The following is a 14,863-nucleotide window of genomic DNA, read 5'->3' on the forward strand; positions in this document are numbered from 1 at the left end:
ATAGAACCAAAAAGACTGTAGATCGCCTGAAAAAGCTGGTCTACAGTCAATGTGATTATTTTAATTGCATAAGGCTAGAGCCTGCAATACCTGGATGTGTCATTTCATATGGGTCTAAAATTAAGTCTAATTGCTCACTTGTTAAGACACCCGTTTCAATGCAAAGCTCACGAATAGAGCGACCTGTTAAAATTGCCTCACGTGCAAGACGTGCAGCCACCTCATAGCCGATATGTGGGTTAACAGCCGTGAGCACCCCTACACTTTTCTCTACATATTCCTTCATACGCACTTCATTTGCTTCAATATCCTTTAAGCAATTTTCTGTAAACGCTTGGAAAACATTATTCATAATGCTGATGGATTGGATCAGATTAAAGACTAATACAGGCTCCATCACGTTTAATTCTAATTGACCTGCCTCGGATGCCAATGAAATTGTATGGTCATTGCCGATTACTTGGAACGCCACTTGGTTGAGTACCTCAGGCATAACAGGGTTGACCTTACCCGGCATAATGGATGACCCTGGCTGGCGCGCTGGTAAGACAATTTCTGCTAAGCCCGCACGTGGACCAGAAGCCATTAAGCGTAAGTCATTGGCGATTTTTGACATATTAATCATACAAATTTTTAATGCCCCTGATACTTCCGTATAGGCATCGGTATTTTGTGTTGCATCCACTAAATGGGTTGCACCTTTTAACGGGAAACCAGAAATTTCAGCAAGATGCTCATCCACTGTTTTAATATAATCAGGGAAGGCATTTAAGCCTGTGCCAACAGCCGTTGCCCCCATATTGACATCATATAAATTTGGACGCGTTTGGCGAATACGTACAATATCACGATTAATGACGCGGCAATACGCTTCAAACTCTTGCCCTAGGCGAATAGGCACAGCATCCTGTAAATGGGTACGTCCCATTTTAATGACATGTGCAAATTGCTCTGCCTTTTGATGGAATACAGCCTGCATCGTATCCATCGTTACTAGTAATTCATCTATTAAATGTAACACAGCGATATGAATAGCTGTTGGAAAAGCATCATTTGTAGATTGTGACATATTAACATGACTGTTTGGGCTTACTGTGTGATAGTCACCCTTTTCTTTCCCTAAAATTTCTAGGGCACGATTGGCAATCACCTCATTGGCATTCATATTAATGGAGGTACCTGCCCCACCTTGAATAGGGTCTACAATAAATTGTGCAGCCCATTTTCCATCAATGACCTCTTGTGCTGCTTCGACAATTGCCTCACCAATATCCTTCGATAATAGATGAACCTCCATATTACTAAGTGCAGCCGCCTTCTTCACAATGCCCATTGCTTTAATTAATGCTGGATGGATTGTGTAACCTGTAATTGGGAAGTTTTCTGTTGCACGTAATGTTTGAATCCCATAATACGCCTCTGCTGGTAGTATGCGTTCACCTAAAAAATCTTTTTCTATACGTTGTGTTGACATCATTGTCGTCTCCTTTTATGTGATACTCATCCTTGATAGTAGCTAATTAATGCAGGATTGTAAACAGGCATTTTACGCTCTTTCTTGAAAAAGTAAAAAATCTGCTTAAAAATGAGCTTATTTTAGAAGATGGTGAAAGTTTTTATTTATTTTCTAAAAAATATGATAGGTTTTGACAATCCCAACGAATATAAGAGTGAACGGACTTTTCGCGAAAAAACGTTTAGAGAGGTGTGTCATGGACAAACAAATACTTCAAGCCATTCGGCAAAAACAAGAACAGGGCGTAACATTATTACTTGAACACTATGGCGGCTTATTGAACGCCATTGTACGCAAATATATTGCAGGCAGACCACAGGAAATCGAGGAATGTATGGCAGATATTGTTGTAGCCATTTGGTATCATATTGACGATTTTGATGCAACCAAAAATGACTTTAAAAACTGGATTGCGGTGATTGCCAAATTTAAAGCCATTGATAGGCTAAGAAAAATAGAACGGCAGCAGACTACCGTTGAATTACCTGAGCAGCTTGCAACAACACAAGACATGGAGCTAGATTGGCACACACTCCTTCGTCAATTACCACAAAAGGAGCAGGAGATTTTTCAAAAATACTATTTTGAGGGACTAGCAGCGAAGGAAATTGCCCAGCACTACCAGACAAAGACATCATGGGTGCATAATAAATTATCACGCAGTCGTCAAAAATTACGCACATTATTTTTAAGAGACGAGGTGTAGCAATGGGTATGTATAAAGATTTTAATGATATTACAATAGATACCACTGAATTTGAGGAGCAACCCCTGACAAAGCTAGAGCAGAAAAGACTAAAGCGCCGTATTGTTAAACAATTGCCTAGGAAACGCCGTCGTATTGGCTATCGCATTGGCACTGTCGCTATTTTAGTGCTTAGTATTGTTATCTTTCAGCATCAAAGCATTGCCAATATGCCATTTGTCGCTAGTTTATTGGAGGAATGGCGGCAGGATAAAGCCGTCGATTGGGGTAATTATAAAAACATTGTAGGTGAAACCGTAATAACACAATTTGGTGCTTTAACGGTCAATGAGGTACTGCTTGACTACGATAAAGTGCTTGTCAGTGCGACATTACAGCCAGCAGCCAAGCGAACATTCTCTTATCGCCATCAGCTAATGCCAACAATTTCCATCAACGGACAGCCAATTGAAGATATAGGCGTTAGTACACAATCCATTGAGCAAAATAATGCTATGTTTACCATCTATAATGAAATCAAGCTACCGCAGCCAGTAGACGCTGCACAAGTATCTATACAATTAAGCTATAACCGTATGCATCTGCCAAATGACAAACAGCCGTTTGGACAGCTATTGGAGGAGCCTTGGACATTCAATGTTGTGGCAACACAGGAAGCTGTTCAACAGCAAACAAAAGAATACTCAATTCAGCAGCCTATAACACTAGCTGATGGACAAAGCTTTACAGTTGAACGCATCGTTACAACACCTATTTCAACAACAATATACTATAGCAACGCTTCACAAAGGCTCGATTTCGCACTATTTGACAAAAATGGTGAGCGCTACATGTGGGATTCCGCCACACATGAGGATGATGGCTCAGGTATACTGCATTTCCCAGGCGCATTCTTTAGCAAGCAAGCTCTTTATATCGGCACGAAGAAAAGTGAACAGCTAGTCGTGCAGCCATAATAAAGTAAACCCACTGATTGGTTTTTTTCAGGATGGTCGTCTTAAAACACGACCATCCTTTTATACTTTCTTTACATAAATCACTAATTCTTGACGGATGTGCCCGTCTTCCTCATAAAAATCTAAATTATGAAATTCATATTTAAAATGACCGACAGGGAATGTCACACTTTCTCCTTGGGCTGCTGCTAAAACACCTGCTACATCTTGTGACACCATTTGCAGCAGCTCCTCTCCAGAAAATGAATCAACGAAAACTACGTTCACCAAAAAACACCTCCTAAGCTATTATAGCTTAGGAGGCGCTTTCATTTATAGTGTTTCTTGATAGCCTTTTAACCGAATCTCCTCGATGACTTGCATTATTTCGTGAATTTGCTGTTGGGACAAATTTAACGTGTTGGCAGAAAGCTTCTGTCGTCGTTTAGCAACTATTTGCCGACGAGACTGCTGTACATGTTCATCTACCTGACATACCATTGTTTTTTCCACAGCTTTCACCTCTATCATTGAATTTACACATCTATAGTTCCAAATAATGCCACTATTAATATAAACATTTTTTACTTTTTATGTCAACTATCGATCCATCTATTTTATCTTTTGAAAAAACAGCAACCATGACGGCTGCTGCTTCTTTTATACAGCGATTGGGGCTTTAATCGTAGGATGTGGATCATAGCCTTCAATCGATAAATCCTCCAGCTCTATCTCAAAAATAGAGGTTTTCGCTGGATTAATGCGTAGTGTTGGTAAGTCTTTAGGTGTGCGTGAAAGCTGCTCCTTCACTTGCTCCACATGATTGATATAGATATGAGCATCGCCAATGCTATGGATAAACTCGCCTACCTCTAACCCACATTCATGGGCAATTAGATGCGTTAATAACGCATAGGAGGCAATATTAAATGGACAACCTAGCAGTGTATCTAAGCTTCGTTGCATTAATTGACAGCTGAGCCTACCATTTGTCACATAAAATTGGAACATCACATGACATGGTGGAAGCGCCGATTTACTGCCCTTTGCACCTGCATTGATAACATCCTCAGGGTTCCATGCATTCACGATTAATCTGCGAGAGTCTGGATTTGTTTTAATTTGGTCAATCACATCTTGTAACTGGTCAATTTCCTGCCCCTCGGAATTTGTCCAACGACGCCATTGCTTGCCATAGACATTGCCAAGGTCACCATATTTTTCTGCAAAAGCATCATCCATTAAAATACGCTCACAAAATAATGCAAGCTCTTGCTGATAAAGGGTATTAAAGGACTCATCTACTAAACAGCGACGGCCAAAATCTGTCATATCAGGCCCTGTATATTCGTCAGATTCCACCCATTTCTTAAATGCCCATTCATTCCATATATGATTATTATGCTGCAATAAATAACGAATATTGGTATCGCCCTTTATAAACCATAATAATTCACTGGCAACAAGCTTAAAAGGTACGCGCTTTGTTGTGAGGAGCGGAAAGCCCTTGCTTAAATCAAAGCGCATTTGGTAGCCGAAGATACTATACGTGCCTGTGCCTGTACGATCCTCTTTTTTCGCGCCATGCTCCAATATATGTTGTAGTAAATGTAAGTACGCCATTTCTGGATGTGTCATTGTTCTCAACAGCTCCTTCAAGTTTGCTGTTGATCATTATATCATTTCATTGTATTTTTTCGTTAAAGATTATTCAGCTCTCGTGAAATTTTACTCTCTGCTGTGACGAAAAAGGTTGGAAGCAGGATAATATTTAACAAGATCGGTCCAACAATCATCAGTAAATCAATGCCTGCACTAAAATAGAGACTAAAGGCTGTCATCAAACCTGATAGCACAAGGAAGATAACCTGACCTATAATAATAGTTATTGGCACAATTTGATACATATAATTGAGCTTGCGAAAATGATGCATATTTTCTGGATTATTAATCACCTTGCGTTTTAACTTTCTGGATAATAGAAAGCAGGCTAGTAGCTGGATGCCGATAAATCCAAAGTATAGCAAGCTATAGGTGAAGAATTGACCTTTATGAATAGTCCCATCAAAATGCCCAACACGTTGGCTTAACAGATCATGAACAGCCCCCTCATAAATATACTCGCGCTCACTAAATGAAGTAAGAGGCTCCATAAAGCCCAGTGCTGCCCAGTCCTTTGTATTGACGGTCCACTCTGATAGCTTACTTGCTAAAATACGCAATTGAATTGGATCTTGCTCCCCAAACATCCCTACTAAAATACGATAAGGAATGGCCACTTTTAGCTGACCATCCTGCTTCTTTTGAAATAAATCTTGAATATAAAAGGTATAGGCAACATCTGATTGCTCGGCCTGATAATAAGCCTCCTTGATCTGCCAATGACTGGCTAAGGTGGATTGAATACCATTGCTCATTTCTGTATAGGGAATATCCTTATGTAAATGCTTTGGAATTTTATAAACAAAATAATTATCACTGCCGATCATACAAATTTCGACTTTAACTTTCTCCTGATCTGTAGTTTTAGCAATTGCGGTCAATGGATTGGCGATGATAGCGATAAGAAACAACAAAATAAGTGTTAAACTACCATTTTTCACGCAATACTCCTCCTTTTCGTCACAACTCTTTATTTCACCCTATCATAATCTTGTCCGAAAAAACTATTTCGTTATTCCGAAAAAGCAATAGTGGTTTTCCGAAACCCATCATTTCGGTATTCCAAAATTAACAATTATTAGCGATAATAAAAGGAAGCAAGGCAATGAATTGGAGGCATTATGATGATAGACATAATAGAGATTTGGCAATGAAAACACGGACATATAGTATTTTTTTACTTTATTTAGTACTTGGTATCTATGTATTAGGGATTGCCATTAAAACACCTTTTATTAGTATTACCCTTGATACAACAAATGGTCAGCCTGTTATTATAGATCTTTACTATCCGCAGTGGGCACAGCAAAAAAATATTGAAAAAGGCGATATTGTTGTTACAATTGATGGAAAGCCTGCCTTAGAGAATCGTTCCGTACAACTTGATGCTGTTATTCGAAGTGCCAATACACTAACGATTCAGAAGCATGATCACACAGTTCATGCCATTACTGTGAAGCATAGAGACATCCCGGAAGAATTATATTTGCAAATTTTATTCCCCATCTTTTATTTTCTATTAGCTTTTGTCGTCGCTCTGTATTTAGGCTATCGCAATAAAAATAATGTACCGATGTTTTTATTAACGTTATTTTTATTAACATGCTCCCTAGCCTATATCAGTACAGGGGCTTCAGCACGAGGCAATTTTATTGGGGGAATTGTGATTGGAGTTTGCATTGTTTTATGTATGGTGCTCTTTATCCACTTTTTACAGCACTTTTTCCATTATCAACATATTCAATGGTCCTATATGCATAGCAAATGGCTCTATCTACTACCGCTTATTATTCCGTGCTGTTACATAATAGAAGGATTTATACCCGCAATGCGAGAACTAACACCGCTATTAAACTTAAGCTTATTTGCCCTACTTGTGCTCTATGCGATTTATATTTTAGTGACAAGCTATTTACGTACAAAATTGGCGAAGCTACGTTTAATTGCTATTGCCTTTATCATTCCTTTTTTACCATTTCTATTATTTTTTGTAACACCTGAAATTTTAGGGCATAAGCCATTGCTCCATGCAGAGGTGGCAGCATTATTTTTATTGTTTATTCCTTTCTCCTTTTTGTTTATTCAGGTGAATGAACGGCTATTTGATATTGAATACCAACTATCACGTTTACGTTATTATTCGACATTAGCTTTTTTTAGCGCGTTGTTGCTAACAGCAGGTATTGCGCTCTTATTTATGGGACAGCTCTCCATCGTTCATCTCACAAGTATCTTTTTACTTGTTTTTATGGGAATGCTCGCAAGCTTTTATATCAAGGAGCGTATTGATTTTAAATATCGGAAAATTATTTTCTCCTCTACTGGCAATTATGTACATAATTTATATGCCGCGGTGCAGCGTATGGGGAAAGCGAAAACACAACAGGAGCTATTGGAGCGTTTTACCTCCGAACTTACTGAAAAACTTGGCACAACCGCCTTTTATATTCAAACTGTCACAGAGGAAAACATCGCCCTCGAGTATCAAGACAATTATACGCAATTGTTATTACATGATGCAGGTGATGAAAAAATCATACTTGAAATTAGACATGCCTTGCAAAAGGAAGAGCTGCTATGGTTAGAATTGCTAGCACTCTATGTGTCGATGTTTATTAATAATTTACAGTTAATTGAGGATTTAGTGCTTGAAATTCAGCATATGAAAAATACTAGTGATACAGCGTTGCCTTGGCTCGATAAGCTATTATGGAACATTATTGAGAAGGAAAAAAGTATTTTAGCGCAGGAATTACATGATACGATTTTGCAGGAGCAGCTTCATTTGGCAAGGGAGCTGGATGTACTTGCGGAGGCAGCGGTCATTAAAAAAGAACGAGTTCTTGATATTCGGGAGCAACTCTTAAATGCCTCGAAGGACTTACGCGAATATTGTGAAAACTTAAGCCCCCCTCTTTTGGACACCTTTGGTTTACAAATGGCCTTAAAAAAATTAATCCAAAAGGTAAAAATACGCGCTGATTTTTTATTAACTACGCACATAGAACGCATACACTTTCAGGATGCTACGCTTCATTTAGTTGTCTATCGTCTTGTACAGGAGCTTTTCAATAACGCCATTAAGCATGCCGAAGCAACAGAGGTTTCGCTACAATTACAAGCAATCCCCCATGGCTTTACGTTGCAGTATGATGATAATGGTGTGGGCTGTGATATTGAGCAATTAATGCAGTCCTCCGCTTCGATGGGCATTAATGGTATCCGAGAGCGTGTCCGTGCTTTTAATGGTACGATTACAATCCAATCAAGTCGCAATGAAGGGATGCATATTTTTATTCAAATACAGGAGGACGGAGATTCATATGATGAATATACTGATTATAGATGATCATCCTGTCGTTTTAGATGGTACGAAAACCTTGTTACAGGATTTAACAAATGTCCATATTGAAACAGAGCAGGATAGCGCTGCGGTGCTAACAAGAATGGAATCGGAAGCCTTTCAGCTATTTCTTATTGACATTAATATGAAGCCAATTAATGGTATCCAGCTATCCGAGAACATTAAGAAAAAGCAGCCTGAAGCATTGATTATTCTTTATACAGGCTATGAACTATCTGATTATTATGAGCTATTAATTGAGAAAAAAATTGATGGTTTATTATCGAAGCTGGCAACGAAGGAGCAAGTGATTCAAACAATTCAGGCGGCGTTTCGCGGTGAAATTTTACTCGCAGCCGATTTTTTAGACTTTATCCAGCAACGCACCAATTTACCAAATATTCAGCAGGAAATCTTACTCAGCGATAAAGAACAGGAAATTTTACAGCTTGTTGCCCAGGGCTGTACAAATAAAGCAATTGCCTCAGCCATAGGTGTGACGCAGCGCACAGTAGAAAATTATTTATCAAAGCTTTTTGTGAAGCTCAATGTAGAATCGCGGGCAGAGGCTGTGATTGTCGCTAAGGAAAAAGCTTGGATTAACTAGTCAGCATGTAGTAATATATATTTTTCTTACTAAAAGCGGAATTTACTGGATATCTACTCAAATCTGTATTATAATAAAGGCAATGATTATATTCCTTCAAGTGCTACGATGAAGAAAGATAGATTCAACTTGCTATTGAAGTAATTGATTGTTGAATTTTTTTGGGAGGGTGTTTACATGACACAAGGAACAGTAAAATGGTTTAACGCAGAAAAAGGTTTTGGCTTCATCGCAGTGGAAGGCGGCAATGACGTATTCGTACATTTCTCAGCAATCCAATCAGATGGCTTCAAAACATTAGAAGAGGGTCAAAAGGTTGAATTCGGCGTAGAAGAAGGTAGCCGTGGACCTCAAGCAACGAATGTAGTGAAACTATAATCTTCACCTAACATAGACGTGCAACATTAAAAGACATTCTCCTGTAGAATGTCTTTTTTGAATTGCGATGGGTTGGTTAAGCATTTTTATTGTCCTATATGAGCGTTTCCTTTGTTGAATTGATCACTTTACCCTATTATTGAGCGAAGCTTTCACTAGATTGATCACTTTTATCCTATTATTGAGCGAAGCTTTCACTAGATTGATCACTTGAAAAGGAGCTACGCAGACCATCCTTTTTATTTATAAAAGCTACAAAATAAAAGTAAGCCTCACCCTAGCTTTGTGGTAAGGCTTGATATCTTATATGGGCTTAAAACTCCTCCTCAAAAATTGTCGTAAATTCATAGTCCCCTGCCATAAGTTGCTGTAAGTATTCCTCAAAGGAAGAAGCGATCACCGCAAAACTATCAGGATCATGCACATAACGCACCACTTGTCCAACCTGTCCCGCTTCATTTGGCGTAAAATCAAGATGTTCCCCATTATTCATACAATCTGTAAAGCATAAACGTTCATTCAAGGGCACATGCCTATTAATCTTTTCATCTATCTCCACATGCTCTAAAAAATCTTTATACCGTTCAAAAATAGTTTCACGCTTATCATGATAATCCGCCACTATTTACTCTACAGACTTTAAATAGTATGGATAATCCCTATATCAGAGCCTAGCCCAAGAACATAAATCGTTTCTTTGCCATGCTGACAATAATAGGTACCTTTAATATCCTGTAAAAGCTCTAGTAAGGCTTGGGGGCAGTTTGAGAAAATTTCCAGCAAGGCTTGAATTTGTTCATCTGTTGCACCTATTGCCTGCTGTAATTGGAGTTGTTCCATAGGCTAATAAGTTTTGAAAATAGACTGTATGCATTCCTCTACCCTCTGTGCAGAAATAATAAAGTTGTTTAAAAATCCATATTCCACGAACAGAGCAGGTTAGTGGAAGCAATAGAAATTAGGTTTGACTAGGAAAATTGTCGATGATATTAAAAAAGACACCGAAGTGCCTTATGTTTTTCAAATTAAGCATACCGAAAAATTAAAATTTAATTACTTAACATTCTGCTTATCTTGGGAGTGAGGTATTTTATTGGTGAGTGTATACAAACCATGTAAGGCTTGCTGTTAATAATGCTGACGAAATCAAAGCTGTAAGAGTACTATATGTTTGCCAAATAAGTATCGTTGACCAATCGAAAGCACAGCACAGTATACCTAGGGCAATCGTAGCAATCAGGAAAATAACTGTTACGATTATTCTCTTTTTTGTCATTGGCTGCCGCTCATTCGTTTTCCTTCTGCGTAATCCTAAGAGAAATAGCAAAACGGCCAATAGGCAAAAAATAATTGTGATAGACGACAAAATGATATCCAAAAGCTGTGTGCCACTTATTTCATATGACTGAGTTAGATTGCCGTCTAATATATCTTTAACTTTTAGTACCAGGTTTATATTGGTATTTGCACCGTTGCTCAGCAAGCAGATGGCTGTTCGTTCATTTAGCAGTATGGCAACTTCGGTTCTGAAATTTGGATTGCCCCCAGTGTGTTCTATAATCGTTTGGTCGGCGTTTACCAACCAACCTGCCGCATAATACATATCGTTGACAGCCGAAACAGACATATCACCCCTATGTGATTTTTCGATAACCGTGTGGAATATTTCGGGTATGTCCTGCACGGTACCCATCTGTATGCCCATCCAACGCGCCATATCTTTTGTATTAGAAATGATGTAGCCTGCGGGTTTATTCCCAGCATAATCCGGAGCTTTAAATGGAGTTGTCATAAAAAAGGAAGAACGGTAGCCCTGTGCCAACTGTCCAGTGGCTTGAGCATCTTCTTTATAAACATACGTCTGGTAAAGACCTAATGGCTGAAATACCTCTTCCTTCATAAAATCTTCATAGCTTTGTCGCGATACAACCTCAATAACCAAACCCAATACGTCATAATTAACGGTTCCATAGTTATACTGTTCACCGGGAGGAAACGCCAATTCAGCATCTACAAGCATTTCCACAGTCTTTTGCAACATATCTGGTGTATTGCCTTGTGGAATATGTTGAGTATGCCTACTATTTGTTAGACCACTGGTATGGTGAAGAAAGTTATTTAGTGTAAGGCTTTGCATATCCACAGGTTTCCCTTGATACTTTAACGTAAACCACGGTAAATATTTTTGGACAGGGTCAGTCATTGAGAGCAGCCCTTGCTCTTCCAACAGCATAATACCCATCCCGGTAAAAGCTTTACTGACCGAGGCTAGCTCATACAGTGTATTTTCACTTGCAGACAGCCCCTTTTCACGGTCAGCATACCCTGAAGAAAAGTAGAACACTTCATCATCAGCAAGTATTGAGATGGACATTCCCGGCACACCTGATATACGAGAGGCATCATCTAGCAACGCTTGTATTGCCGCAGATTTCGAATCTGACAGAGCATAACTTTGTGTTGCGAATCCTGAGAATAATATAAATAGCGTTAATACAAAAACAATAATCTTTTTCATAAACTCTCCTTTTTGAAAAATTATAAGAGAATAATATAAATAACCTACTTTTACAACTCCTAAACTAAATTTTAATTTATCTTTCTATTCACCTATAGAATGTCAAGTAATTGTGAAGAGTTACACTTAAACGACAGATGCGTTAATTCAATAAGAAGTAAACGACTTTATTATTCATTTTTTAAGTATTATATAAACAGATGGATGTAAGTTGAAATAACTTTAAAGAGCCTTGCTACGTAGAATGTAGTAAGGCTCTTATCTTTTATTAATCAAAATTCAATAACTTTATTATCATTATACACCCTCTTTCTTTATTATAGGCATATTTTACACAGCTCTACTCTATAACGCCCTTCTGTTATGATAAAAACATTTATTAATAAAGGAGTTGCGAAAAGTACAACAGACGTTTATCAATCTTAGATTTATAGCCCTTCTACAGGGAAGACTAACAATGGAAAATATTTTTAATTGTTGAATAAGCATATGGTAAGGGGAGCTCTTTTTAAGCTATAATCCTCTCCTTATCTCCTACTTTTACATATAGTAAACAGCCAAGATTGATAGAAAACTTAAACACAACATTCATTAATTATCTTAAAATTACTACTATTACTTATGAGTGGAAATCGTCCTCTATTTCCAAACAGCATCAATGCTAATTTGATAAAATATGACAAAATACTATCATAATTCGAAAATTCCACCTTACCCACAACTTTCCTCTTAGTAAAAAGGATACAATTTTTTTGATTATTCTACATATTAAAAAATTCAAAGGACGCCTGTAACATGCAGTATTAACGATCCTTTTCCTTTTTGACAATAAGGGTCCATATCCTTATCTATGACTATATGACGAATTTCACCTGTGATACACGATATGACATTTTTTTCACATCACTTGATATACAATGAAAAGGTTGAATCAAGGCCAAAGGCATTTATTTTATGAGTATGAATCAAAATAGGAGGAAAATATTGTGGTAAACTTATTGCTTAAACAATTCTTGAAGGCAGAAATCGAGATCAAACGAAGAATTATGTATAAAAAAGCAAAGGATCTTGGTTTTACCCACCCTATTGTGGTAGATTACAGTCAAGAATTGGACGTTCTACTAAATAAATATTTAAAGACTTCCTAATCGACTGATGTTAGCGCTTCTACTATATATGCACAATACACCCATTTTAGGAGCCCTATTTTTTATAAAATGACAAGCTTGCCTTGAATATTTATAATTCAAAGCAAGCTTTCTTTTATAGACTTTTTTGCTGCACTTCTGCTGTTATGCCCTCTAGCAATTGCTTCAGTGATTTTTCAATAGAGGCCTGCTGCCCATGTTTACGGACACTTACACTTTGATTAGCAACCTCTCGATCACCAATCACAATAATATATGGTATTTTCTGTAACTGCGCCTCTCGAATTTTCTTCCCTAGCTTCTCAGGGCGGTCATCTAATTGCACCCGAATTTGTGCCTGTTGTAAGGCTTCCACTACTTGTGTGGCATAGTCTTGATGTACCTCTGCTACACCAATGACCTGCACTTGCTGTGGGGCAAGCCAAGTTGGGAATGCTCCGCCAAAATGCTCGATTAAAATACCTAGGAAGCGATCGATCGAGCCAAACACTGCACGATGGATGACAACAGGTCTCACCCTTTCATTGTGTTCATTAATATATGTTAAATCAAATTTCTCTGGTAGCTGGAAATCAAGCTGAACCGTTGCACATTGATGACTGCGCTGAATCGCATCTTTAATATGGATATCAATTTTCGGTCCATAGAATGCCCCATCTCCCGCATTGATTGTATAGGCAATGCCTAAATTGTTTAGGACATTTTCTAATGCTGCTTCTGCTTGATCCCACAGCGCCAAATCACCCATATAATCATCTGGCCGTGTCGATAATTCAATTGTATATTCGAAACCAAAGACGTTATATACCTCATCAATAATTTTCAGTGCCAGCGCAATTTCATCCTCAATTTGCTGTGGTGTTGCAAAAATATGAGCATCATCCTGACAAAATGTTCGTACACGCAATAGACCATTTAGGGCGCCACTAAATTCATGTCGGTGTACTTGCCCAAATTCCGCCATACGTATTGGTAAATCCCGATAGGAATGTAAGGCATTTTTGAAAATCAGCATATGCCCAGGACAGTTCATCGGCTTTAAGGCAAAGCTTTGGTCATCCACCTGTGTGAAATACATATTGTCCTTATAATGATCCCAATGACCCGATTGTTCCCATAGGCGTTGGTTCATCATCAGCGGTGTTCGTACTTCCCTATAGTCATATTTTGCTTGTAAATGTCGCAAATACGATTCCAGTTCATTTCGTAAAATTTGACCATTGGCTAAATAGAATGGCATGCCAGGTGCTTCTTCTGAAAACATAAATAACGACAGCTCTTTGCCTAGCTTGCGATGATTGCGCTTTTCCGCTTCCTCCAAAAAGACAAAATGATCATGCAGTTCTTCCTTTGTGGCAAAGGCAACGCCATAAATACGCTGAAGCATTTGATTATTGCTATCACCTCGCCAGTAAGCACCCGACACATGCATTAATTTAAAATGCTGTAACTTGCCTGTAGATGGGACATGTGGGCCACGACATAAATCGTAAAATTCTCCCTGCTCATAAATCGTGACTAGCTCACCCGCAGGAATTGCCTCTAGCAGTTCAAGCTTTAACGCATCATGGGCAAATAATTGCTTCGCTTCTTCGCGTGAAACCTCACGTCTATGGACAGGTATATTTTCCTGCACTATCTGTTTCATTTTCTTTTCAATTTGCTGCAAATCACTCGGTGTCAGAGTATCTGCAATATCTATATCATAATAAAAGCCATTTTCAATGACTGGTCCTACCCCAAATTGTGCATGTGGGTAAAGTCGTTTAATTGCCTGCGCTAATAAATGGGCCGTAGAATGGCGAATGACCTCGATCCCTTCCTTTGAGCTTGCATCGTACAATGTAATTTGAGCATCTTCCATAATCGGGCACGTCAAATCAATGATGGTTCCATTAATACTTCCTGCTACTGCCTTTTTGCGCAGCTCTGGACGAATCGCTTGTGCAATATCGGTTAGTGTCACACCTTTTGTAAATGCTTGCTGTTGACCATCTGGAAATTGAATATGAATACTTTGATTTGACATGTCTCTACTCCTTTTTAGTAA

At 38.4% G+C, this 14,863-nt stretch carries 15 protein-coding genes; 6 read left to right on the forward strand and 9 right to left on the reverse strand.

From position 1 onward, the window contains the following. Positions 1 to 55: 55 nt before the first annotated feature. Positions 56 to 1,477 carry an aspartate ammonia-lyase gene (gene aspA, locus MHB44_RS11980; protein WP_341299331.1) on the reverse strand — a complete coding sequence of 474 codons (1,422 nt, stop codon included), beginning with the start codon at positions 1,475 to 1,477 and terminating at the stop codon, positions 56 to 58. 235 nt (positions 1,478 to 1,712) lie between these two features. Between aspA and MHB44_RS11985 the strand changes: the two genes are divergently transcribed. Both MHB44_RS11985 and MHB44_RS11990 read left to right on the forward strand, forming a co-directional pair. Then, positions 1,713 to 2,222 carry a sigma-70 family RNA polymerase sigma factor gene (locus MHB44_RS11985; RefSeq protein WP_341299332.1) on the forward strand — a complete coding sequence of 170 codons (510 nt, stop codon included), beginning with the start codon at positions 1,713 to 1,715 and terminating at the stop codon, positions 2,220 to 2,222. Between the two features lie 2 nt (positions 2,223 to 2,224). Then, on the forward strand, positions 2,225 to 3,178 hold the full coding sequence (locus tag MHB44_RS11990) for a DUF5643 domain-containing protein (protein ID WP_341299333.1): 954 nt from the start codon (positions 2,225 to 2,227) through the stop codon (positions 3,176 to 3,178). Between the two features lie 60 nt (positions 3,179 to 3,238). On the opposite strand, the gene MHB44_RS11995 is transcribed toward MHB44_RS11990, so the two are convergent. The 4 genes from MHB44_RS11995 to MHB44_RS12010 all read right to left on the reverse strand — a co-directional run bounded on the left by MHB44_RS11995 (position 3,239) and on the right by MHB44_RS12010 (position 5,760). Continuing rightward, positions 3,239 to 3,445, reverse strand: a complete 207-nt coding sequence (locus MHB44_RS11995) for a thymidylate synthase (protein ID WP_341299334.1) — start codon at positions 3,443 to 3,445, stop codon at positions 3,239 to 3,241. Between the two features lie 45 nt (positions 3,446 to 3,490). Then, positions 3,491 to 3,670 (reverse strand): hypothetical protein, encoded by a 180-nt coding sequence (locus MHB44_RS12000; protein WP_341299335.1) that lies wholly within the window; start codon positions 3,668 to 3,670, stop codon positions 3,491 to 3,493. 147 nt (positions 3,671 to 3,817) lie between these two features. Next, complete coding sequence (locus tag MHB44_RS12005) at positions 3,818 to 4,795, reverse strand: thymidylate synthase (protein ID WP_341299336.1); 978 nt, start codon at positions 4,793 to 4,795, stop codon at positions 3,818 to 3,820. Positions 4,796 to 4,857: 62 nt separating this feature from the next. Further along, positions 4,858 to 5,760, reverse strand: coding sequence for a hypothetical protein (locus tag MHB44_RS12010; RefSeq protein WP_341299337.1), 903 nt, complete (start codon positions 5,758 to 5,760; stop codon positions 4,858 to 4,860). A 164-nt stretch (positions 5,761 to 5,924) separates the two neighbouring features. On the opposite strand from MHB44_RS12010, the gene MHB44_RS12015 reads away from it, so the two are divergent. From MHB44_RS12015 to MHB44_RS12025, 3 genes are all read left to right on the forward strand, one after another. Beyond that, positions 5,925 to 8,168: an ATP-binding protein gene (locus MHB44_RS12015; protein WP_341299338.1), complete on the forward strand. Its 2,244-nt coding sequence runs from the start codon at positions 5,925 to 5,927 to the stop codon at positions 8,166 to 8,168. Next, the gene (locus MHB44_RS12020; protein ID WP_341299339.1) at positions 8,143 to 8,769 is read left to right on the forward strand and encodes a response regulator transcription factor; all 627 of its coding nucleotides are present in this window, start codon (positions 8,143 to 8,145) and stop codon (positions 8,767 to 8,769) included. The genes MHB44_RS12015 and MHB44_RS12020 overlap by 26 nt, the downstream gene beginning before the upstream one ends. 177 nt (positions 8,770 to 8,946) lie before the next feature. Continuing rightward, positions 8,947 to 9,147 (forward strand): cold-shock protein, encoded by a 201-nt coding sequence (locus MHB44_RS12025; RefSeq protein WP_004230248.1) that lies wholly within the window; start codon positions 8,947 to 8,949, stop codon positions 9,145 to 9,147. A gap of 313 nt (positions 9,148 to 9,460) precedes the next feature. Here the strand turns inward: MHB44_RS12025 and MHB44_RS12030 are convergent, their stop codons facing one another. The 3 genes from MHB44_RS12030 to MHB44_RS12040 form a co-directional block, all read right to left on the reverse strand. Next, positions 9,461 to 9,769, reverse strand: coding sequence for an SMI1/KNR4 family protein (locus tag MHB44_RS12030; RefSeq protein ID WP_341299340.1), 309 nt, complete (start codon positions 9,767 to 9,769; stop codon positions 9,461 to 9,463). A 17-nt stretch (positions 9,770 to 9,786) separates the two neighbouring features. After that, positions 9,787 to 9,987, reverse strand: coding sequence for a hypothetical protein (locus tag MHB44_RS12035; RefSeq protein WP_341299341.1), 201 nt, complete (start codon positions 9,985 to 9,987; stop codon positions 9,787 to 9,789). A gap of 250 nt (positions 9,988 to 10,237) precedes the next feature. Next, complete coding sequence (locus MHB44_RS12040) at positions 10,238 to 11,665, reverse strand: serine hydrolase domain-containing protein (RefSeq protein WP_341299342.1); 1,428 nt, start codon at positions 11,663 to 11,665, stop codon at positions 10,238 to 10,240. 986 nt (positions 11,666 to 12,651) lie between these two features. Here MHB44_RS12040 and MHB44_RS12045 point away from each other — a divergent pair. Beyond that, positions 12,652 to 12,813: an aspartyl-phosphate phosphatase Spo0E family protein gene (locus MHB44_RS12045; RefSeq protein ID WP_341299343.1), complete on the forward strand. Its 162-nt coding sequence runs from the start codon at positions 12,652 to 12,654 to the stop codon at positions 12,811 to 12,813. A gap of 115 nt (positions 12,814 to 12,928) precedes the next feature. Here MHB44_RS12045 and thrS read toward each other — a convergent pair whose 3' ends face one another. Beyond that, a complete protein-coding gene (thrS, locus tag MHB44_RS12050) occupies positions 12,929 to 14,842 on the reverse strand; it encodes a threonine--tRNA ligase (RefSeq protein WP_341299344.1) in 1,914 nt (637 codons plus the stop codon). Positions 14,843 to 14,863: the final 21 nt, after the last annotated feature.

This window comes from Lysinibacillus sp. FSL H8-0500 (genome assembly GCF_038051955.1).
GTDB classification, from domain to species: Bacteria; Bacillota; Bacilli; order Bacillales_A; family Planococcaceae; genus Lysinibacillus; species Lysinibacillus macroides.

Excerpts from the sequence above, each read along its gene's own strand:
- aspA (WP_341299331.1), bottom strand. The coding sequence starts at position 1,477 with ATGATGTCAACACAACGTATAGAAAAAGATTTTTTAGGTGAACGCATA.
- MHB44_RS11985 (WP_341299332.1), top strand. The coding sequence starts at position 1,713 with ATGGACAAACAAATACTTCAAGCCATTCGGCAAAAACAAGAACAGGGC.
- MHB44_RS11990 (WP_341299333.1), top strand. The coding sequence starts at position 2,225 with ATGGGTATGTATAAAGATTTTAATGATATTACAATAGATACCACTGAA.
- MHB44_RS12005 (WP_341299336.1), bottom strand. The coding sequence starts at position 4,795 with ATGACACATCCAGAAATGGCGTACTTACATTTACTACAACATATATTG.
- MHB44_RS12015 (WP_341299338.1), top strand. The coding sequence starts at position 5,925 with ATGAATTGGAGGCATTATGATGATAGACATAATAGAGATTTGGCAATG.
- MHB44_RS12020 (WP_341299339.1), top strand. The coding sequence starts at position 8,143 with ATGATGAATATACTGATTATAGATGATCATCCTGTCGTTTTAGATGGT.
- MHB44_RS12025 (WP_004230248.1), top strand. The coding sequence starts at position 8,947 with ATGACACAAGGAACAGTAAAATGGTTTAACGCAGAAAAAGGTTTTGGC.
- MHB44_RS12035 (WP_341299341.1), bottom strand. The coding sequence starts at position 9,987 with ATGGAACAACTCCAATTACAGCAGGCAATAGGTGCAACAGATGAACAA.
- MHB44_RS12040 (WP_341299342.1), bottom strand. The coding sequence starts at position 11,665 with ATGAAAAAGATTATTGTTTTTGTATTAACGCTATTTATATTATTCTCA.
- thrS (WP_341299344.1), bottom strand. The coding sequence starts at position 14,842 with ATGTCAAATCAAAGTATTCATATTCAATTTCCAGATGGTCAACAGCAA.